Source organism: Brevibacterium sp. Z349TD_9 (assembly GCF_056173565.1).
In genome coordinates, this window is sequence record NZ_CM149680.1 from 96,390 (window position 1) to 115,826 (window position 19,437).

At 69.8% G+C, this 19,437-nt stretch carries 15 protein-coding genes; 9 read left to right on the forward strand and 6 right to left on the reverse strand.

What is annotated here, in order from left to right:
• Positions 1-189: 189 nt before the first annotated feature.
• The 5 genes from AC0VYB_RS00410 to AC0VYB_RS00430 all read left to right on the forward strand — a co-directional run bounded on the left by AC0VYB_RS00410 (position 190) and on the right by AC0VYB_RS00430 (position 6,965).
• Positions 190-684, forward strand: a complete 495-nt coding sequence (locus tag AC0VYB_RS00410; RefSeq protein WP_009379741.1) for a monovalent cation/H(+) antiporter subunit G — start codon at positions 190-192, stop codon at positions 682-684.
• Positions 684-2,279: a class I adenylate-forming enzyme family protein gene (locus AC0VYB_RS00415; protein ID WP_131248215.1), complete on the forward strand. Its 1,596-nt coding sequence runs from the start codon at positions 684-686 to the stop codon at positions 2,277-2,279. The genes AC0VYB_RS00410 and AC0VYB_RS00415 overlap by 1 nt, the downstream gene beginning before the upstream one ends.
• On the forward strand, positions 2,276-3,586 hold the full coding sequence (locus tag AC0VYB_RS00420; protein ID WP_095376597.1) for a beta-ketoacyl-[acyl-carrier-protein] synthase family protein: 1,311 nt from the start codon (positions 2,276-2,278) through the stop codon (positions 3,584-3,586). The genes AC0VYB_RS00415 and AC0VYB_RS00420 overlap by 4 nt, the downstream gene beginning before the upstream one ends.
• Positions 3,583-4,788: an acyl-CoA dehydrogenase family protein gene (locus AC0VYB_RS00425; RefSeq protein WP_063248751.1), complete on the forward strand. Its 1,206-nt coding sequence runs from the start codon at positions 3,583-3,585 to the stop codon at positions 4,786-4,788. The genes AC0VYB_RS00420 and AC0VYB_RS00425 overlap by 4 nt, the downstream gene beginning before the upstream one ends.
• 137 nt (positions 4,789-4,925) lie before the next feature.
• Complete coding sequence (locus AC0VYB_RS00430; protein WP_063248750.1) at positions 4,926-6,965, forward strand: heavy metal translocating P-type ATPase; 2,040 nt, start codon at positions 4,926-4,928, stop codon at positions 6,963-6,965.
• Positions 6,966-7,143: 178 nt separating this feature from the next.
• On the opposite strand, the gene AC0VYB_RS00435 is transcribed toward AC0VYB_RS00430, so the two are convergent.
• The 4 genes from AC0VYB_RS00435 to AC0VYB_RS00450 all read right to left on the reverse strand — a co-directional run bounded on the left by AC0VYB_RS00435 (position 7,144) and on the right by AC0VYB_RS00450 (position 11,485).
• Entirely contained in the window at positions 7,144-8,682 is a 1,539-nt protein-coding gene (locus AC0VYB_RS00435) for a dihydrolipoamide acetyltransferase family protein (RefSeq protein ID WP_082834838.1), read from the reverse strand.
• On the reverse strand, positions 8,682-9,707 hold the full coding sequence (locus AC0VYB_RS00440; protein ID WP_095376595.1) for an alpha-ketoacid dehydrogenase subunit beta: 1,026 nt from the start codon (positions 9,705-9,707) through the stop codon (positions 8,682-8,684). The genes AC0VYB_RS00435 and AC0VYB_RS00440 overlap by 1 nt, the downstream gene beginning before the upstream one ends.
• Positions 9,704-10,807, reverse strand: coding sequence for a pyruvate dehydrogenase (acetyl-transferring) E1 component subunit alpha (gene pdhA, locus AC0VYB_RS00445; RefSeq protein WP_009379727.1), 1,104 nt, complete (start codon positions 10,805-10,807; stop codon positions 9,704-9,706). Before pdhA ends, AC0VYB_RS00440 begins: the two co-directional genes overlap by 4 nt.
• A 168-nt stretch (positions 10,808-10,975) precedes the next feature.
• Positions 10,976-11,485, reverse strand: coding sequence for a YqeB family protein (locus tag AC0VYB_RS00450; protein WP_063248747.1), 510 nt, complete (start codon positions 11,483-11,485; stop codon positions 10,976-10,978).
• A 231-nt stretch (positions 11,486-11,716) separates the two neighbouring features.
• On the opposite strand from AC0VYB_RS00450, the gene AC0VYB_RS00455 reads away from it, so the two are divergent.
• Complete coding sequence (locus AC0VYB_RS00455; RefSeq protein WP_063248746.1) at positions 11,717-12,451, forward strand: TetR/AcrR family transcriptional regulator; 735 nt, start codon at positions 11,717-11,719, stop codon at positions 12,449-12,451.
• 389 nt (positions 12,452-12,840) lie between these two features.
• Here the strand turns inward: AC0VYB_RS00455 and AC0VYB_RS00460 are convergent, their stop codons facing one another.
• Positions 12,841-13,332, reverse strand: coding sequence for an Lrp/AsnC family transcriptional regulator (locus AC0VYB_RS00460; RefSeq protein ID WP_255249009.1), 492 nt, complete (start codon positions 13,330-13,332; stop codon positions 12,841-12,843).
• A gap of 295 nt (positions 13,333-13,627) precedes the next feature.
• Here AC0VYB_RS00460 and AC0VYB_RS00465 point away from each other — a divergent pair, with 295 nt between their 5' ends.
• Genes AC0VYB_RS00465 through AC0VYB_RS00475 form a run of 3 tightly spaced genes read left to right on the forward strand, consistent with a single transcriptional unit; the run spans position 13,628 to position 18,196 of the window.
• The gene (locus AC0VYB_RS00465) at positions 13,628-14,404 is read left to right on the forward strand and encodes an electron transfer flavoprotein subunit beta/FixA family protein (RefSeq protein WP_009379718.1); all 777 of its coding nucleotides are present in this window, start codon (positions 13,628-13,630) and stop codon (positions 14,402-14,404) included.
• Positions 14,405-14,415: 11 nt separating this feature from the next.
• Positions 14,416-15,402 (forward strand): electron transfer flavoprotein subunit alpha/FixB family protein, encoded by a 987-nt coding sequence (locus tag AC0VYB_RS00470; RefSeq protein WP_063248744.1) that lies wholly within the window; start codon positions 14,416-14,418, stop codon positions 15,400-15,402.
• A 1-nt stretch (position 15,403) separates the two neighbouring features.
• Positions 15,404-18,196: a cytochrome b/b6 domain-containing protein gene (locus AC0VYB_RS00475; RefSeq protein WP_131248213.1), complete on the forward strand. Its 2,793-nt coding sequence runs from the start codon at positions 15,404-15,406 to the stop codon at positions 18,194-18,196.
• 195 nt (positions 18,197-18,391) lie between these two features.
• On the opposite strand, the gene AC0VYB_RS00480 is transcribed toward AC0VYB_RS00475, so the two are convergent.
• The gene (locus AC0VYB_RS00480) at positions 18,392-19,369 is read right to left on the reverse strand and encodes an alpha/beta hydrolase (RefSeq protein WP_063248742.1); all 978 of its coding nucleotides are present in this window, start codon (positions 19,367-19,369) and stop codon (positions 18,392-18,394) included.
• Positions 19,370-19,437: the final 68 nt, after the last annotated feature.

Here is a 19,437-nt window from a genome sequence, read left to right on the forward strand (position 1 = left end):
TTGCCGAGCCCCCTGCCGCGCCCCCGAGGAGGATCCGGTTCGAATCTGGCACCAGAATCGAACCGGATCCTCCTCGGGAAGCGCGACGCCGGCGTCCGACGCACCGACGTCCGACGGCTGCGGTGACGACCACCTCGGCGGGGATCATGTTCAGCCACTGCGCAACCTTCGCCGTCTAGACTGCGGAGTATGACGGAAGAGTGGACATCGCGGTGGCACATCACCGGGAAGAACGAGGTCATCCGGCAGTGGTCGCACGAGGACGGTCAGCAGGCGTATCGCCGCTACCAGACGACCAGCCGACCCTCACTGCAGAACCTCATCACCCTCGATGAGCACATCGGACGCTTCGACAGCCTGTGGAGCCGGATGTCGATCGTCTTCGTCGCACTCGGTGTGCTCGCGACCCTCGGGGTCGTCCTCGGCCTCTTCGGCCTCCCGATGTACGGAGTCGCGAACTCGGTGTCCCTGACCGTCGGGATCACCTCGGTGGCGATCATCGTCCTCATCCCCATCGTCGCGATCTTCATCATGCGCCACCTGCGCACCGAGGTCACCCGCCTCTACGCCGAGGCCGGCATCCCCGACGCGACGGGCACCGTCATCCCCGTCGCCGAGGGCGAAGTCCTCGTCGCCCGCTCCGGCATCGAGACGAGCGAACCGGTCGCCGCCAAGGCTCCCTGATGCCCATCACCGAGGCGGTCCTCGAGACCGCCCGGACCCACCCCGACCGACCCGCGATCGTCGGTGAGGATGCCCACCTCAGCTACGCCGGGCTCGTCGCCGACTCCCGCAGCCTCGCCGCCGCCGTCGATGCCCTCCACCGCGCTCAGTGGCACCCGCCGCGCCCGGCCCCGGAGACTGCGGGCATCCCGATCACCGCGGTGAGCCTCACCTCGGCGTTCACGACCGCCCGCATCGTCGCCGGGCTCGCCGGCTTCCGCGCCGTCTCGGCGACGATCGACCCTCGATGGCCGCTGAACCACCAGGTAGGCGTCATCACCGCGACCGGCATCGGGCTCGTCATCAGCGATTCCCCGTCCCTCGCCGAGGCGCTCGCCGGCTCCGGCTGGACCGGCACCGTCGTCACCGTCGCCGAACTCGCCGCCGAGCAGGAGCGCCGCTGCGACCGTGCTCATGCCCTGGGTCCCGATCTCCCGTCGCCGTCCGTCCGCGGCCCCGACGAGGCGTTCCTCATGCTCTTCTCCTCCGGCACGACGAGCGACCCCAAGGCGTTCCTCAAGACCCGCGAGCAGTACCGCGCCAACGTCGCCGTCTCCTCGGCGCACCTCGAACCCCTGCCCGACGTCGTCACGCTCGCCCCCGGCCCCGTCTCCTACAGCCTCACCCTCTATGCCGTCATCGAGAGCCTCGCGACCGGCGGGACGATCCACGTCGCCGACGAGTTCGCACCGCTTCCTCTTGGACGTCGCATCGCCGAGGAGTCCGTCACCCGGATCGTCGCCGTTCCCGCCGTCGTCGCGGCCCTCGCCGAGGCGGCCGACCGTGATCCCGAGCGCTTCGTAGGTCTCGACCTCGTCGTCACCGGGGGAGCGAACCTCCCCGCAGCCATCCGCGACCGCCTCGCCGAGGTGCTCCCGGACACCCGGCTCATCAGCTACTACGGTGCCGCGGAGATCGGATTCATCGGCGACAGCCGGGACGGCGACGGGACGTGGATCGAGATCTACCCGACGATCGCCGCAGAGATCCGCGACGAGAACGGCGACCCCGTGCCCGAGGGCGAGCTCGGCACCCTGTGGATCCTCGCCGCCGCATGCTCCGACGGCTACCTCGCAGGCACGACCGACGCCGTCCTGCGCGGACCCGACGGCTGGGCGAGCGTCGACGACCAGGGTCGCATGGTCGACGGTCGCCTCCAGCTCGCCGGACGCGCCGGCGACATCGCCGTCACCGGCGGACACAAGGTCGCCCTCCCCGAGGTCGAACGGGCCTTCGCGACCCTGCCGCGCCTCGGCGAGGTCGTCGCGATTGCCCTGCCCGACGCCACGCTCGGCAGCCTCATCGCGCTCGTCATCGAAGAGGCGGGGGTCGTCGACGACGGCGATCCCGGCGCCGACAAGCTCGGCGCCGGGGACCACGGACCCGAGCACCCCGACAAGTCGGCCCTGCTCGCCCACGCCCGGTCACATCTCGCACCGCAGTTCGTCCCGCGCCGGTTCTACGCACTGCCCCGGCTGCCGCGGACCGTCGGCGGGAAGATCCGACGCACCGAGACCGTTGACCTCATCGTGAGCGGAGAGGGAACGAGACTGTGAACCGCGTCGTCATCACCGGCATGGGTGCGATCACCCCGTGCGGGCTCGACGCCACCGCACTGTGGGAGTCGGTGCGCGAAGGACGCAGCGCCATCGACGTCCTCGACGGGGAGCAGTTCGCCGACCTCGCCGTACGCATCGGCGGCCGGATCAGGGACTTCGACGCCGAGGCGGTCCTACCCCGAGCGCTCGCCCGCAGGCTCAGCCCCGTCCAGCATTGGGCGATCGCCGCCGCCGACGAAGCCCTCACCCAGGCGGGCATCCCCACCCCGTCCGAGGACCTGCCGTGGGAACGCCGCCGAGTCGCCGTCATCGCCGCCACGGGATCGGGTCCTGTCGACGCAATGCAGGAGGCGACCCGCGCCCTCGATGCGGCCGGGCCGCGCGGGGTCCCGCTCACCCTCGCCATCCACGGCGCCCCCGACTCCGCGGCCGCGCTCATCAGCCAGCGACACGACCTCCGGGGACCCGCACAGGGGGTCTCGGCCACATGTGCGTCCGGGGCGATCGGCCTCGGCGAGGGGCTGCGCCGCGTCCGCCACGGCTACGCCGATGCTGTGCTCGTCGTCGGCATGGAGGACTGCCTCGGGCCGGTCAACCTCGCCTCGAACGCGAATATGCGGGCACTCGCCGCAGGCTTCGAGGACGACCCCACCGCCGCGAGCCGACCCTTCGACACCGCCCGGAACGGCTTCGTCATGAGCCAGGGCGCCGGGGCGATCCTCCTCGAATCCGCCGAGTCCGCCGCCGCGCGCGGGGCCGAGGTGATGGCCGAACTCGCCGGGTTCGGTGCCGCGAGCGACGCCCACCACCCGACGAACCCGCATCCCGAGGGCAGGGGTGCCGCCGCTGCCGTGCGCGAGGCCCTCGCCGACGCCGGCCTCGACCCCGCCGACATCGACCACATCAACGCCCACGCCACCGGCACCCCGGCCGGCGACCGGGCGGAACTCGCCGCCTTCGAGTCAGCCCTCGGGCAGGCGACCCACCGGATCCCGATGAGTGCGACGAAGTCGAGCACCGGCCACCTCCTCGGCGCCTCCGGGATCGTCGAGGCGATCATCGCGGTGATGACCCTGCGCGACCAGACCCTGCCGCCGACGCTCAACCTCGAGACCCCCGAGTTCCCCGACTGGGACATCGTCGCAGGCCAGGCCCGTAGGATCGCCGACGGCAGAATCGACACCGTCCTCTCGACGTCGTTCGGCTTCGGCGGGCACAACGGCGCGATCATCCTGCGGAACCCCGAGCGGCCGGCTCGGCAGCGCCCCGAGAGCACAGAGCACCCCACAGAGGAGAATCGATGAGCGACCGTGAGACCCGCATCGCCGAACTCGGCGATCGGTACCTTCCCGACGATGCGCTCGAGCGCTTCCGCGAGCGCGCGGCCGTCTACGACCGGGAGAACACGTTCTTCGACGAGGACCTCGAGGAGCTGCGCGCCCTCGGCTACCTCACGCTCATCGTCCCCGAATCCCACGGCGGACCCGGGCTCAGTCTTCTCGAGGTCGCCCGCCTCCAGCAGCGCCTCGCCGCGGCGGCCCCGGCGACGGCACTGGCGGTCAATATGCACCTCATGACCACGGGTGTGGCCAAAGCGCTCGCCGACCGCGGGGATGACTCCCTGACCTGGGTCTTCGACGAGACCATGGCCGGGGAGATCTTCGCCTTCGGCATCTCGGAGCCCGGCAACGACTGGGTCCTCCAAGGCTCGACCACCGAGGCGGTGCCGACACCCGACGGCGGATACGAGCTCACCGGCGTGAAGATCTTCACCTCGCTCTCCCCGGTGTGGACCCGGCTCATCGTCCACGGTGCGATCACCCCGGACGACGACGGCATCGCCGGCCCCGACGCGGACGCCCCCGCCGAAGGGGAGCTCGTCTACGGCTTCATCGACCGCAGGGCCCCGGGGATCACGGTCTCCGACCAGTGGGACGTCCTCGGGATGCGGGCCTCACAATCGCGGGCGACGATCCTCGACCACGTGCCGATGCGCCCCGACCGCGTCTCCCGCATCATCCCGGCCGGCCGTCACCCGGACCTCCTCACCTTCGCGATCACGAGCAACTTCCAGCTCCTCATCGCCGCCGTCTACGCCGGGGTCGCCGCCCGCGCCCTCGAGATCGGGGCGACGGCGCTGAAGAAGCGGAGGTCGGCGAAGGCGGGAACGTCCTTCGCCGAGGTGCCCGAGACCCGTGCCCGGCTCGCCGACGCCCACCTCGACTACCAGGCCGTGCCCGCGATGATCGACGCGTACGCCCGCGACTTCGACGACCTCGTCGACCACGGCGCCGGGTGGCCGCTGCGTCTCGTGGCCGCCCGGATCACGGCCGCCGAGGTGGCCCGCTCGGCGGCGGAGATCGCCCTGATGAGCACCGGCGGCAGCGGCTTCGACAACGCGCATGAGGCCTCCCGCCTCTACCGGGACGCGACCGCGGGTCTCTTCCACCCGCCGAGCGCCGACGCCGCGCGCCCGATGTACGCAGCCGCTCTCCTCGACGACTGAGGCATCCTCGACGTCTGAGGCCTTCTCGATCACTGGGTCGGCCGCCGACGTCGATCCTCTCTGGCAGCCCTCTGTGCACTTCCGATGTGTCCGCGGAAACATATTGACATATAAACATACGTACATACGATTGAACTATGGACACGGCAGCACGCAAGGACGGGACACCGACGACCACTCGACCGAAGGATGACGGACACGGTCACGGTCGCCTCGGCGGGCCCGCCTGGGAACTCGGGTTCGCGATCACCTCCGGTGTCACGTACATCGCCGGGGCGATCTTCGAGTACTTCGTCCCCGGCGCACCTCTGACGCAGATCGCCATCCCCCTCTTCCTCGCCACGTACTTCTTCGGCGGGTTCTTCACCTTCGCGACCGCGATCAACTCCGTGCGACACGGCCGGTTCGAGGTCGACTTCCTCATGCTCGTCGCCGCGATCGGTGCCGCAAGCGTCGGCCGCTTCGCCGAGGGCGCCGTCCTCCTCTTCCTCTTCTCGCTCGGGCACGCGCTCGAGGAGTATGCGATGGGCCGAGCGAAGAAGTCGATCGAAGCGCTCGCCGAACTGGCCCCGGCCACAGCGCTGGTCCGCGTCGGCGACGACGTCGTCGAACGGCCCACAGAGGACCTCGTGATCGGCGACACCGTCGTCGTCCGACCTCATGCCCGGATCCCCGCGGACGGCTTCGTCGCCGTCGGCAATTCGGCCGTCGACCAGGCGGCGATCACCGGTGAGAGCATTCCCGCCGAGAAGTCCCCGGTCGCCGACCCCGGCGACGCCCTCGACAACCCGGGTCGGATCGACACGGCCTCGCGTGTCTTCGCCGGCACCGTCAACGGCTCGGGCTCCCTCGACATCGTCGTCCTCGCTGTGGCCGCCGATTCGACGCTCTCCCGCGTCGTCACGATGGTCCGCGAGGCCGACGACACGAAGAGCGCGACCCAGCGATTCATCGACCGGTTCCAGCGCTGGTACGTGCCCGCGGTCATCGCGCTCGTCGTCGCCGTCCTCGCCTTCGGGTGGCTCTTCCTCGACGAGTCGTTCGCCGACAGCTTCTACCGGGCGATGCTCGTCCTCGTCGCCGCGAGCCCTTGTGCGCTCGCGATCGCGACTCCCGCCGCCGTGCTCTCGGGTGTCGCCCGGGCGGCCCGCGCGGGCCTGCTCATCAAGGGCGGCGGACCGCTGGAGACGCTCGGCAAGGTGCGCTCGATCGCCTTCGACAAGACCGGCACACTGACGTGGGGTCTGCCCAGGCTCACCGACATCCGACCCGCCGAGGGCGTCGATGCCGCCGAACTCTCCCGCGTCGCGCTCGCCCTCGAATCCTCCGTCGACCACCCCCTGGCCACGGCGATCGTCGCCGGCCTCGAACCCCAGATTCCGGCCGCGGATCGCCTCGAGGCCGGCGACGTCGAATCGGTCACGGGACAGGGCGTGACCGCAACGATCGCGGGCGAACCGGCGGAACTCGGCAGCCTGCGGATGTTCGCCGGCGACCTCACCCCGGAGATCGACGGTCTCGTCACTCGGCTGCAGGACGAGGGACGGACGATCATGGTCGTGCGGTGGGGCGGACGGTTCCTCGGCGCCCTCGGCGTCATGGACGCCCCCCGCTCCGAGGCGAAGGCCGTCATCAGCTCACTGCGGACCTCCGGCGTCGACGAGCTCGTGATGATCTCCGGGGACAACCAGCGCGTCGCGGATGCGATCGGCTCCGAGGTCGGTGTCGACACCGCCGCCGGCGACCTCATGCCCGAGGACAAGGTGTCGACGATCCGCCGCCTCGCCTCGCAGGGCGACACCGCGATGGTCGGCGACGGCGTCAACGACGCACCGGCGATGGCCAACGCCTCGGTGGGCGTGGCCATGGGCGCGGCGAGCTCCGCGGTGGCGCTCGAGACCGCCGACGTGGCGCTGATGAGCGACGACATCGGCAAGGTCCCGTTCCTCATCCGGCTCAGCCGAGCCTCCTCGGCGATCATCCGGCAGAACCTCATCGCCTCCCTCGTCATCGTCGCCTTCCTCGTTCCCGCAAGCCTGCTCGGCCTGCAGATGGGTCCGGTCGTCTTCATCCATGAGGGTTCGACCTTCCTCGTCGTGCTCAATGCACTGCGGCTGCTGCGCTTCGGCAACGGCGACGAGCACTCCGGCATCGCTCACGAGGCCAGGCCCGAGTAGACCGGCTCTCCCCTCGGAGCCGACCCATCCCCGGTTCGGTCCGCGCACAGCCCGACAGCTGTGCGCGGACCGAACGCTGTGCGGGAAGGACGCCCGGCGCGAATCGAGGACGCGCAGTGTCGATTTCTCGTTCGGGAATCGACACTGCGCGTCCTCAACGCGCGTCCGGGGTGGGTGCTCAGACCTCCGGGAGGAGGGAGATCGGGTTCTCGATGCAGTCGGCGACGAAGGTGAGGAACTCGCTCGGCTCCGCACCGTCGCATGCGCGATGGTCGAAGACGAAGCTCAGGTACATCACCTTGCGGACGGTGAGCTCGCCGTCGACGACCCACGGCCGGTCCTTGATCCGGCCGAGGCCGAGCATGGCGACCTCGGGCAGGTTGATGATCGGTGCCGATCCGTCGACGCCGAACACCCCGTAATTGTTGAGCGTGAACGTGCCGCCGGAGAGCTCCGAGGCCGCGAACTTGCCGGTCGACGCCTTGCCGACGGTGTCGACGATCGAGTCGCGCAGCTGCCGCAGATTCATCTCGCCGGCTCCGTGGACGACGGGAACCATGAGCCCGCGCGGGGTCTGCGCGGCGAGCCCGAGGTTGATGTCGCCGTGGGTGACGATCTCGTTCGCCGCCGTGTCGATCGACGAGTTGAGGATCGGGTACTGCTTGAGCCCGGCGATGACGAACCGCGCGACGAGCGCGAGCAGCGAGTACTTCTCACCCGTGCGCGCCTCGAGGGCCTTCTTCGTCCGCAGCAGCTCGGTCGCGTCGACGTCGAGCCAGATCGTCGCCTCGGGAATCTCATTCCGCGACTGCGTGAGCCTCTCCGACACGACCTTCCGCAGACCCGTGATCGGAGTCCGGGTGTCACGGTCGGTAATTTCGACCGTCGAAGCCGTCGCCGAGGCGGCCGGCTGTCCGGCGGTGCTGCTGGTGAGGTCGGTGGTCCTGCCGTTCTCGATCGCCGCGAGGACATCGGCCCTCGTCACGACTCCGCCGGGACCCGTGCCCGTGAGGTGCTTCGCGCTCAGTCCATGCTCCTGGGCGAGGCGGCGCACGATCGGCGAGGTGACCGGCGAGGTTGTGGGCGACGTCGACGGTGCTGCCGGTGCAGCGGGCTGGGCGGCTGCGGACTGCGCCGGGGCGGGCGTCGTAGCCGTTTCCGGGGCAGTCGCCGCAGCGCTGCTGTTTCCAGCATTGCTGGTCTCAGCACTGCTGCCGCTCCCGGCACTGCGCTTGCCGCCGAACGTCCGCTTCTTGCCCGAGCGGGCCTTGGGCTCCGAAGCGCCGTAGCCGATGAGGTTCGCGCCGCCGCCTTCGACGCCGACGGGTTCCTCTGCGTCATCGGCGGTCGGCGGCTCGGTCGGATCCTCCTTGGTGCCGGAGCCCGCAGCGGCAGTTGAGCCGCCCGCAGCGGCAGCCGCGTCACCCGGGTCGGCGGGCGAACCTCCGGCCGCACCCCCCGCCTCGGCGACGGAGAGCAAGGCCTGCCCCGCCTCGACCGTGTCTCCGGCCTCGGCATGGAGGGCGACGACCGTGCCCGCGAAGGGGCAGGGGAGTTCGACGACGCTCTTGGCCGACTCGACCTCGACGACCATCTGGTCGACGTGGACGGTGTCGCCGACGGCGACCTTCCAGCTGATGAGCTCCGCCTCGGTGAGGCCCTCTCCCAGGTCAGGGAGGATGAAGTCGCGGGCACCCGCGCTCGTCACGGCACTCATCACAGATCCCAATCCCACGATTCGAGGGCGTCGAGAACGCGTTCGGCGGTCGGCAAGTAGTACTCCTCGAGCTTGGGGGACGGGTAGGGGACGTCGAAGCCGGTGACCCGGAGGATCGGGGCGGCGAGGTAGGTGAAGTTGCGTTCGGTGACCCGAGCGGCCACCTCGGCGCCGTATCCGCCGAACTGGGCGGCTTCATGGATGACGGCGGCGCGGCCGGTCTTGCGGACCGACGCGGACACGGTCTCATCGTCGAACGGAGAGAGTGTGCGCAGGTCGATGACCTCGATGGACAGGCCGTGCTCGGCTCCCGCCTCGGCGGCCTCGAGGGCCGTGCGCACGGTCGGACCGTACGCGAGGAGGGTGGCGTCGGTGCCCTCGCGGATCACCTCGGCGCGGTTCATCGGGGCCGTGGTCACCGGGAGGCTGAGCTTGTCCTTCATCCAGTACCGGGACTTCGGCTCCATGAAGATCACGGGATCGTCGGAGGCGATCGACTCGCGCAGCAGCGAGTACGCATCGGCCGGGTTCGACGGGGTGACGACGGTCAGCCCCGGCGTCGACGTCCAGTACGCCTCGGAGGAGTCCGAATGGTGTTCGACGCCGCCGATGTCGCCGGCGTAGGGGATGCGGATGGTGATGGGCAGGCTGATGCGGCCCTTCGTCCGGTTCCGCATCTTCGCGATGTGGGAGACGATCTGCTCGAACGCGGGGTAGGCGTACGCGTCGAACTGCATCTCGATGACCGGGCGCATGCCCGCCATCGCCATGCCGATCGCGGTTCCGGCGATGCCGGACTCGGCGAGCGGGGAGTCCCAGACGCGCTCGGGTCCGAACTCCTTCCGCAGGCCTTCGGTGACGCGGAAGACCCCGCCGAGGCGGCCGACGTCCTCGCCGTAGACGACGACGTTCTCGTCCTCGGCCAGGGAATCGCGCAGGGCCTGGTTGAGCGCCTTCGTCATCGTCACCGAGGTCGGTGCCGGAGTCGTGTCCTCGGTCGTCGGTGCGTCCGTCGTCGCGGTCATGCGTGGGCACCTGCGAGTTCGGCTTCACACTGGGCCTGCTGCTCGCGCAGGGCGGGGCGCGGGTTCGCGTAGACGTAGGCGAAGAGCTCGGTCGGGTCGATCTCGGCCTCGGTGTTCATCGCGTCGCGCACCGATGCGGCGAGGGTCTCAGCCTCGTCGGCGACTGTCGCCACGGCCTCGTCGTCAAGGACTCCGCGGGCGCGGAGGAACGCCTCGAGGCGGGTGATCGGGTCGAACTGCTTCCAATGCTCGACCTCCTCGGAGTCGCGGTACTTCGTCGGATCGTCGGAGTTCGTGTGCGACTCCATCCGGTAGGTGAGGCACTCGATGAGGGTCGGGCCGTCGCCTTCGCGTCCGCGCTCGAGGGCCGCAGAGACGGCGGCGAAGACCGCGGCGACGTCGTTGCCGTCGACGCGGATGCCCGGCATCCCGTAGCCGGCCGCGCGGTCGGCGAGCATCGTCGCATTCGACTGCTCGCGCAGCGGGGTCGAGATCGCGTACTGGTTGTTCTGGAGGACGAAGACGGTCGGGGTCTGCCACACCGAGGCGAAGTTGAAGGCCTCGTGGGTGTCGCCCTCGCTGCTCGCGCCGTCGCCGAGGAAGGTGAGCGTGCACGCCTCCCGGCCCTTGAGCTTCGACGCCATCGCGAAACCGGCGGCGTGGAGGGTCTGGGTGGCCAGCGGTGTCGCCGCTGGTGAGGTGTGGTACTCCTGCGGGTCGAAGCCACAGTGCCAGTCGCCGCGGAAGGCCGCGAGGATCTCTCCGACGGGCACACCGCGGGTGAGCAGCGCGGCCGAGTCGCGGTAGGTGGGGAAGAGCCAGTCGCCCGGTGCGAGCGCGGTCGTCGCCCCCACCTCGCACGCCTCCTGTCCGGCGGCGGACGGGTATGTGGCCAGGCGTCCCTGCCTGGTCAGGTGGGTCACCTGGGCCTCGAAGCGGCGCACGAGGACCATCTGCCGGTAGAGGCCGGCCAGCGTCCGGTCGCTCGGGATCTCGAGGCCGTCGGTGTCGGTATCGGTGGGCTGTCCGTCGGGGCCGATGAAGCTGATGGGCTGCAGCTGCGGCAGCGAGCGGCCGGTGGTGGGAACGTCGATGGTCATACCCTCATGATGACGTGAGCCGCATCACCGATCCAGGCTCTGAGATCGGTCACGGACGGGGGTGCCGATCGTGTCGGCAAAGGTGGACGTTGTGAGCGATCGGAGGCGGTCTCGGTGGACGTTTGGCACCGGGGTTTCGAGGGTGCGGGAGGGGCTCCCGGGCGCCGCTCAGATCTCGCCCCAGCGGTAACCTCGAGCGGTGAACGCCGCGGCGACCCGGTCCTTCTTCCCTTCGACACTGCCATGGAACGCCTGATGCCCGCCGGCGGTGAGGATCGTCAGCTTGCCGCCGTCGAAGTAGGCGGTCGAGAACGACTCCCGCGAGATCCGCACCGGATGGCCGTTGCGTGTGTCCACCGTGATCGCGTCGTTGTCGATGCGCAGCCGCGGCACCGAGGCGGAGATGACGAGGGCGGCGACGGCCCCGAGCACGGCGCCGACGAACGGCCGGGCGATGACCACCCACTGCTCGTCGAATCCGCTGAGCTTCTCAATGGCATCGCCGAAGGGGATGGGGAAGCGTGCCGCGACGGAACCGAGCGCGGGGAGGAAGAAGCCGAGCGCGATGCCCGCCGCCACGCAGACGAGACCGATGATGACGGCGTCCGATCGTTTGAGCTCGAAGACCTCCGATTCGCCGCGGACGTGTCCGGAATCGGCGTCTGGCGTGGTGGGCATCGTTCCTCCCTGGTCTGGGTGTGCGTTCTGGGCGCGGTCCGAGCGCGTCAGCTCGCGTACTGGAACATAAGTGTACCAAAGTGGAACAATCATGTTCCACTAAGGAAGGGTGGAGGAATGGCCGGTTGATGGTGCAGGCGGAGGGTCGACGCCGGACGGAGTCGATCCGCGTGCGGTGATCGGCGAGGATGGGAAGGCACGTATGAGTGCGAACGACGACGGAAGGTGCATATGGCCAAGGGAATGGGGCGGCTGGGCAGGACGGCCCTCATCGACGGGGCGCTGCCGCTGCTCGCGGCCGATTCGACCGCGTCGATGGCCGACCTCGCCGATGGTCTCGGCGTCGGACGGACTACCTTGTATCGGCACTTCGGGGATCGCGAGGCGATGATCGCCGAGGTGGCCCGCCTCGGTGCGCGGATGTTCGGGGATGCGTTCCTCAGCGCCCGTCCCGAGGTCGGAACCGGGCTCGATGCCGTCGAGCGGATCTGCACCCAGCTCTTCACCGTCCCCGACGTGCTCACCCTCCTCTTCGCGGACAACCCGATCATCACCGACGACACCTTCGCCGAGGTGGCACGCGAACGGGTCGAAGCGGAGCGCGAACGGGCCGTGGCGGAGCGTGAACGTGCCGTGGCTGAGCGCGAGCGCAGTGACCGCGCCGAGGCGTCGCGAGGCCCCTCGGGTGCGGAGAGCGAGGGCGACGCGGACGACCTCGGTCCCGGGGGTGCGACGACCGAGTCCGACGACGACCAGCTTGAGGCGGTCATCGCGCGCGGCCAGGCCGACGGGTCGATCACGGCTGACGTGCCCGTCGGGTGGGCGGCGATGTACGTCTTCCTCACCATCGGCTCCGGGCATCTGTTCTCCGTCAGCGCCGGGATCGCCGATCGCGATGCCCGTGCTCAGGCGCTCGCCCTGACGATTCGTGCGGTCCGGCGCACACTCGAGGCGCCGGGCACCTGAGTCGCCCTGACGTCATGCGCCGCCTCGAGAGCGCCCCTCGGGAGCGCCCCTCGCCGCGGGAGTCCCCCGCCGCCAGCGGCTTCGCTGCGATCGGGCGATCGCGGGCGACCGGGACGCGGATTTCGGCGGGGCCTCCCCGCGAGTCTCAGCGGGGGATTGTGCTCGCCGAATCCTTAGGTTAGGCTGACCTATGAGATATAGGGCACGTTCCTGTTGCCTCAGGCAGTTGACACACCTGCTTGGAGTTGCGGGCTCGATGTCTCACTGTTTCATTCGCCAGGAACCCTCGGAGCCGACGAGATTCGCCGCGTTTCCCGACCGATGCAGCTTTGCCGATTCACTGCACCAGGCGGAGGCGACGGTGGTCGCTCCGAGGGTTTCAGCGCGCCTCAGCGCTGTGCTCCGGGTCTGTGCCCGTCGGCCTCGTCGAGGATGAGCAGCGACCGCGACGAGGTGACGCCGGGGACCTCGTGGATCCTGCGGAGGATGACCTGGGAGAGCGCCGTGTTGTCAGGCGCATTGACGGTGACGAGAGCGTCGATGTCACCGCTGACGGCCTGGACCTTCTCGACGAACGGCAGCGCGGCGAGATCGTCGCGCACTTCGGGCCACGGCCGATCGCCGATCCTCACGACGACCACCGCGGTCACGGTCATGCCGAGCGCACTGCGGTCCACCTCGGCGGTGAAGCCCTTGATCGCCCCGGATTCGATGAGCGCAGTGAAGCGTTTGTGGGCGGCTGACCGGGAGATATGGACACGTTCGGCGAGCTGGCGGACGCTCAGGCGCGAGTTCTCGACGAGGGCGGCGACGATGCTGCGGTCGATGTCGTCGAGGTCGAAGGACACGGGGATCTCCTTGGTGCGGGTCGGTGCCCCCATTCTAGGTCGGACGGGGTGCGATCACGGTCGGCCGCCTCGGCGGGGATGCGAGCACCGGGGATTCGACCTACACTTAAGTAAACGTTCGTTAAGTATCATGGCCGCTGTGACCGATCGGACGCCCCGGTGACGCCGATGTGTCCTCCACCACGTAGCATGGGGCGGAGGAACGGTGGGGTCGAGCAGCGACCCCACTGACGGACGGCTGTTTCCCGACTGTAGATTATGGTCGGAGACGACTCGCAGCAGGCCTGACTGCTCGACGGCGGACCTGCGTCATTGATAAGGAGCCACGTTGAAGATCGCTGTGTTGGTCAAAGAGGTCCCGGACACGTACGGGGATCGCAAGCTCGATCTCGAGACCGGTCTGGCGGATCGTGCCGCCTCGGAGGCCGTGCTCGACGAGATCGGCGAACGCGCACTCGAAGTCGCCCTGTCCTATGCCGACAGCCACGACGGCACCGAGATCACCGTCGTCTCGATGGCGCCCTCGGGTGCCACGGCGACGATCCGCAAGGGCCTGGCGATGGGAGCCGGCGACGCCGTGCACATCGCGGATGAAGAACTCCTCGGCGCCGACCTCGGCCTCACCGCCGAAGTCCTCGCCGCAGCCGTGCGCCGAGGCGGCTACGACCTCGTCATCACCGGCAACATCTCCACCGACGGCAACGCCGGCATGCTGCCGGCGATGCTCGCCGAGCACCTCGATCTGCCGCATCTGACGAACCTCTCGGCCGTCGAGATCGCCGACGGCTCCGTCTCCGGCACCCGCGCCGTCGACGGCGGCCAGCAGCAGGTGACCGCCGAGCTGCCTGCCGTCATCTCGATCACCGAGGCGCTGCCCGAGGCCCGGTTCCCCAACTTCAAGGGCATCATGGCCGCGAAGAAGAAGCCCTTCGAGGTCATCGGTCTGGCCGACCTCGACGTCGATGCCGCCGATCAGTCGACGGCGCGCTCGATCATGGTCTCCGTCGCCGAGAAGCCCCCGCGCGAAGCCGGTGAGAAGGTCGTCGACGAAGGCAACGGCGGCGTCGAACTCGCCGAATTCCTCATCAAGAACCGTCTGGCCTAAGGAGAACGCCCATGTCTGAATTCCCCCAGGACACCATCCTCGTCGCCCTGACGGTCGACCCCGAAGGCGCGCTCGAGAAGCCCGCCGCCGAACTCCTCGGCGGAGCCGGTGTCATCGGCAGCCCCGTCGCCCTCGTCATCGCACCCTCCGGCAGCGGTGACGCCGCCGCGGAGACGGCCTCGTCTCTCGGCGCCGTGCAGACCCTCGTCGCCGAGGTGCCCGAAGGCAACACCGCGCTCGGGTCCTTCGCCGTCGACGCCCTCACCGCAGCCGCTGAGCTCACGGCCCCCGATGCCGTCCTCATCCCGAACTCGATCGACGGCCGTGACCTCGCCGGTCGCTTCGCCGTGCGCTCGGGATCGGCGCTGTCGGTCGACGCGATCGGCGTCGACCGCGACTCCGAGGGCATCGTCGCCGACCACTCGGTCTACGGCGGCGGCTACACCGCTCAGTCCGCCCCGACGTTCGGTGCCCCGGTCATCACGATCCGCCTCGGTTCGATCGAGAACCGCGGTGAGGCCCAGCCCGCGAACTCGCAGGTCCTCGAGGTCGCCGACTCCGGCAAGCGCGCAGCTCAGGTGACGGCGTTCGAGCCGATCGTCGAGACCTCGTCGCGTCCCGAGCTGCGTGGGGCCCAGAAGGTCGTCTCCGGTGGCCGCGGTGTCGGCTCCGAGGAGTCCTTCGAGCTCGTCGGCGAGTTCGCCGACGTCCTCGGTGCCGCCGTCGGCGCCTCGCGCGCCGCTGTCGACGCCGGCTTCATCGCCCAGTCGCACCAGGTCGGTCAGACCGGTGTGTCCGTGTCCCCGCAGCTCTACGTCGCGCTCGGCATCTCGGGTGCGATCCAGCACAAGGCGGGTATGCAGACCTCGAAGACGATCGTCGCGGTGAACAAGGACGGCGAGGCGCCGATCTTCGACATCGCCGACTACGGCGTCGTCGGTGACCTGTTCAAGGTCGTGCCCCAGGCCGTCGAGACCTTGAAAGCGAAACAGTCCTGATATGTCCACCTTCTCCACCACGCTGCGTGCCGGCCTGCCCCGGGTCTCCGGCGGCGATCCGTGGCCCCCGGAGGGGACCGTCGGTCAGGCCGTCGAATGGGAGTCCCGCGAATGGGTGAGCGCCGAGGGTGGTGCCGCTGAGCCCGGTTTGACCGAGTCCGGTGCGACTGAGTCCGGTGCCGCTGAGGCAGTTTCGACTGAGCCCGCCGAGGCGGATGTCATCGAATCCGGTGCCGCCGAGGTGGGTGCCCCGGTGACCTCGGACGATGCCGGTTCGTCGGTCCCTGAGGCCGGCCCCGGCGACGTGTCGGCCGTCGGTGCCGACGATCACGGTGCCGCTGAACCCGGTGCTGAGGATCTCGGTGGTTCGGGCCTCGGGATCGAGGATCGCGGAGCCGATGAGTTCGGCGCCGAAGATTCCGGTGCGGCAGTTGGAGGAGGGGTGGCGGCGGCAGCCGTCGCCACCGAAGTCATCGACGTTCCGCTGCGACGCGGTCTGCCGCGCGTGAGCGGAGGAGATTCGTGGCCGCCCGAGGGCGTTGCCTCCGTCCGCGCGAGGTCCTCGGCCGGCAGTCCCGCCGCTGGCTCGGCGCAGCCTGCGGCCGATGGTGCGCCCACGGCCGCGCCTGAGCCGGGCGTGTCCGCAGCGGAAGCGTCGGAGCAGGTCTCGTCAGAGCCAGTTTCGTCGGAGCAGGTCGCTGTCTCCGAATCCGAGGTCGTGTCGAGTGCGAGCGATGTCGATAGCGCGCAGGCCGATGGGGTTGCACAGGATGAAGAGGCGCCGAGCGACGTTGTCGCGGCCGACGCGACACAGCCGACTGCCGGTGCTGCTGCGGGAGTGGCCGCCGGTGCCGGCGTCGCCGGAGCGGGGATCGCTGCCGCCTCGAGTGGGGGAGCTGCGGGCGAGGACGCCTCGGTGCCGCTGCGCCGCGGACTTCCCCGGCAGTCGGGCGGCGACCCGTGGCCGCCGGAAGGATTCGCTCCGGCCGGTGTGAAGAGCCTCGGCGCACAGTCACCGTCCACTTCGGCAGACGGTGCGTCGGCCGAGACCGGTGCTCCCGCAGAGTCGGGCGCCCCGGCGGCAGCCGCTGGCGCGTCTACGCCGGCTGCTGACTCGGCAGCGGAGCCCGAGACGACTCCCGCCGCTGAGACGAGCGCGGCACCTGCTGCGGGCAGTGCTGTCACAGCGGGCGCTGGCGCGGTCGCAGCGGCAAACCGGCCCGCCGGCGCCTCTGAACTCAGCGACGTTCCCCTGCGCCGCGGACTGCCGCGCACCTCCGGCGGCGACCCCTGGCCGCCCGAAGGCTTCGCCCCGGTCACCGCCGCTGCCTCGACGGCTGCAGCACCGACCGCCCCTGTTGCAGAGCCTGCCGCCGAGCAGGCGCCCGCTGCCTCGAGCGAAGCTGCGACAGCCGACACCTCCGCAACCGACACCGCTGCGGCGGGAACCGCCGCCGGGTCTGCCGCCGCCTCGGCGACGGCCGACGATGCCGCAGGCACGGAAGCAGCAGCAGACAAGGACGCGGCCGCCGCTGGCACGGCCGCGAAGCCGGCGGCACGCTCGGGTCTGCCGAAGACCCGGACGGGGCTGCCGAAGTCGACCGGACCGGACACGGGCAAGCCCGGTGCCAAGCCCGCAGCCCGTACCGGTCTGCCGAAGACTGCAGGCCCGGCTTCGAAGCCGGCCGAGAAGCCCGCTGCGCAGAAGCCTGCGGCGGCGACCTCGGCCGGGACCGCCTCGGCGAAGCAGACCGACGCGAAGCCGACGGAACCCGCGAAGGCATCGGCCGCCTCGGCGGGAACGACGGCGAAGGCATCGACGGCCTCGACCAAGACGGCGGAGAAGCCGAAGACAGCCGAGAAGGCGAAGGCCCAGCCGGCACGCGAACCGATCATGATCGGGTCGAAGTCGCTCGGCCAGTGGGGCAAGCTCGTGAGCCTCGGCCTCGGCGGACTCATCGTCGTCGGCGGAATCCTCATCCTCGCCGCGCGCGGCGTCACGACCCTGCCCGGTGTGCCCGAGTTCCTCGAGCGCTACCCGGGCGAGTACCACCTGCCCGACTTCGTCGAGCCGGGATTCCCGGCATGGGCGCGGTGGACGCACTTCCTCAACCTCTTCTTCATGGTTCTCATCATCCGCACGGGTCTGCAGGTGCGCCACCAGCAGAAGCCGCCGGCGTTCTACACGCCGAAGAAGGGCGGGAAGAAGATCAGCATCAACCTGTGGCTGCACACCAGCCTCGATGTGCTGTGGCTGATCAACGGCGTCGTCTTCGTCGTCCTCCTCTTCGCCTCCGGGCACTGGGCGAGGATCGTGCCCACGAGCTGGGAGGTCTTCCCGAACGCGCTGTCGGCGATGCTTCAGTACGCGACGCTCGAGTGGCCGATGGAGGACGCGTGGGTCAACTACAACGCGCTCCAGCAGCTCATGTACTTCATCGTCGTCTTCATCGCCGCCCCCCTGGCTGCGATCACCGGTGTGCGGATGAGCGAGTGGTGGCCGAAGGACGCGGCGACGCTGAACAAGATCTACCCGGCGCCGCTGGCGCGGGCGATCCACTTCCCGACGATGCTCTTCTTCGTGTTCTTCATCGCCGTCCACGTGTTCCTCGTCTTCGCGACCGGACTGCGGCAGAACCTCGGCTACATGTTCGCCGGGACGAACGTTCTCGGCTGGGCGGGAGTCATCTGGTTCATCGTGGCGATGGTCGTCGTCGTAGCGGGCTGGTTCGCGGCGAGGCCGCTGCTGCTCGCCCCGATCGCCAACCTCTTCGGGCGCGTCTCGAGCAGGTAGCCCCGGCTCCGTCAGCAGCGGACAGCACACGGCCCGATCGCAGCCCTCTCAGGCTGCGGTCGGGCCGTTTTGATTCGCGCAGGTTGCCCAGTCTTGAGTCGCGCAGGCTGGGATCGTCTGCGATCGGATGGCTCGGGAGGCTGCAGCTGCGGCCGTGCGTTGCGTGCCCTCGCGCTCAGCGACGATGCCCGGCGCTCACCGCGCGGGCGTCCTGGTCCAGTTCGTCACCCGGTCGACGAACTCGGCGACGGCGAGCTCGAGCTGACGCAGGCCCGGGTCCTCGAGCGGGAGGTGGCCTGCTCCCTGCAGGCTCACCTCCTCGAACAGTGCGGGGTCGAGGCGGGAGACGACCGGGTCGGAGAGCTCGCGCGGCGACCACCGGTCTGCAGCCGGCTGGGTGAGCAGGACCGGGCAGGCGCGGAAGCGCGCCGGTTCGATCGCAGGGGCGTAGGCGAGATAGTCCGCGAGGAATCTCAGCGGCATCGCATTCCCCGCCGAGGTGGGGTCGCCGAGGAGGACCTCCATCGCCCCGCGGTCGTTGGCAAGTGCCGACATCTTCGAGGCCAGGCGCATCGGATAGCGCAGACGCCCGAGCGGGGTCCTCGCGAGCGCCGCCATGATCGGTGCGCCGACGCGTGCGGTGGCACGGCTGCGCGCCGTGCGCTCGAGGACCTCCGGGCAGCGCTGGTCGAGGAAGGTCATGCCGACGATTCCATGGAGGACGCCCGCGAGGGCTGTCGCCGCGACGTGAAAGGCGAGCATGCCCCCGGCGGAGAGTCCGTAGAGGACGGTCGGCTTCGGATCCCTCGCCTGCTCGGCGCTGAGGAAGTCGACGACGAGTTCGACCCAGTCGGAGTACGACGGCGTGAACCCGGACCTCATCTCGGTCATTCCGAAGCCGAGATTGTCGAGGGAGACGACGTCATACCCGCGGCGGGCGAGAGGAGCGCCGAGGATGAGCGACATCTGGCGCCCGTTCGTCCCGACCCCGTGATGGAGGACGACACGTGCCGAAGCCTCCGGCTGCGTATAGCGGTCGAGATGGATGCGGTGGCCGCGCCAGCGCCAGATCTCCTCCTGCGGAGCCGTCGATTCGTCGAGCCGCAGTCGTTCCGGCAGAAACTCCTGGAGATCCTGCCAGGCCTGCTGGTCGCGGTAGAGCGGTGCTGTCATGGATCCTCCTCGCGCAGTCACAGGAACACTATAAGTCAGGAATGACACTCAGTGCCATCATTGTCCTT

What these genes read in the sequence shown, in the direction of transcription:
- AC0VYB_RS00410 (WP_009379741.1), top strand. Translation starts at nt 190, where the DNA reads ATGACGGAAGAGTGGACATCGCGGTGGCACATCACCGGGAAGAACGAG.
- AC0VYB_RS00415 (WP_131248215.1), top strand. Translation starts at nt 684, where the DNA reads ATGCCCATCACCGAGGCGGTCCTCGAGACCGCCCGGACCCACCCCGAC.
- AC0VYB_RS00425 (WP_063248751.1), top strand. Translation starts at nt 3,583, where the DNA reads ATGAGCGACCGTGAGACCCGCATCGCCGAACTCGGCGATCGGTACCTT.
- AC0VYB_RS00430 (WP_063248750.1), top strand. Translation starts at nt 4,926, where the DNA reads ATGGACACGGCAGCACGCAAGGACGGGACACCGACGACCACTCGACCG.
- AC0VYB_RS00435 (WP_082834838.1), bottom strand. Translation starts at nt 8,682, where the DNA reads ATGAGTGCCGTGACGAGCGCGGGTGCCCGCGACTTCATCCTCCCTGAC.
- AC0VYB_RS00440 (WP_095376595.1), bottom strand. Translation starts at nt 9,707, where the DNA reads ATGACCGCGACGACGGACGCACCGACGACCGAGGACACGACTCCGGCA.
- pdhA (WP_009379727.1), bottom strand. Translation starts at nt 10,807, where the DNA reads ATGACCATCGACGTTCCCACCACCGGCCGCTCGCTGCCGCAGCTGCAG.
- AC0VYB_RS00450 (WP_063248747.1), bottom strand. Translation starts at nt 11,485, where the DNA reads ATGCCCACCACGCCAGACGCCGATTCCGGACACGTCCGCGGCGAATCG.
- AC0VYB_RS00455 (WP_063248746.1), top strand. Translation starts at nt 11,717, where the DNA reads ATGGCCAAGGGAATGGGGCGGCTGGGCAGGACGGCCCTCATCGACGGG.
- AC0VYB_RS00460 (WP_255249009.1), bottom strand. Translation starts at nt 13,332, where the DNA reads ATGGGGGCACCGACCCGCACCAAGGAGATCCCCGTGTCCTTCGACCTC.
- AC0VYB_RS00470 (WP_063248744.1), top strand. Translation starts at nt 14,416, where the DNA reads ATGTCTGAATTCCCCCAGGACACCATCCTCGTCGCCCTGACGGTCGAC.
- AC0VYB_RS00475 (WP_131248213.1), top strand. Translation starts at nt 15,404, where the DNA reads ATGTCCACCTTCTCCACCACGCTGCGTGCCGGCCTGCCCCGGGTCTCC.
- AC0VYB_RS00480 (WP_063248742.1), bottom strand. Translation starts at nt 19,369, where the DNA reads ATGACAGCACCGCTCTACCGCGACCAGCAGGCCTGGCAGGATCTCCAG.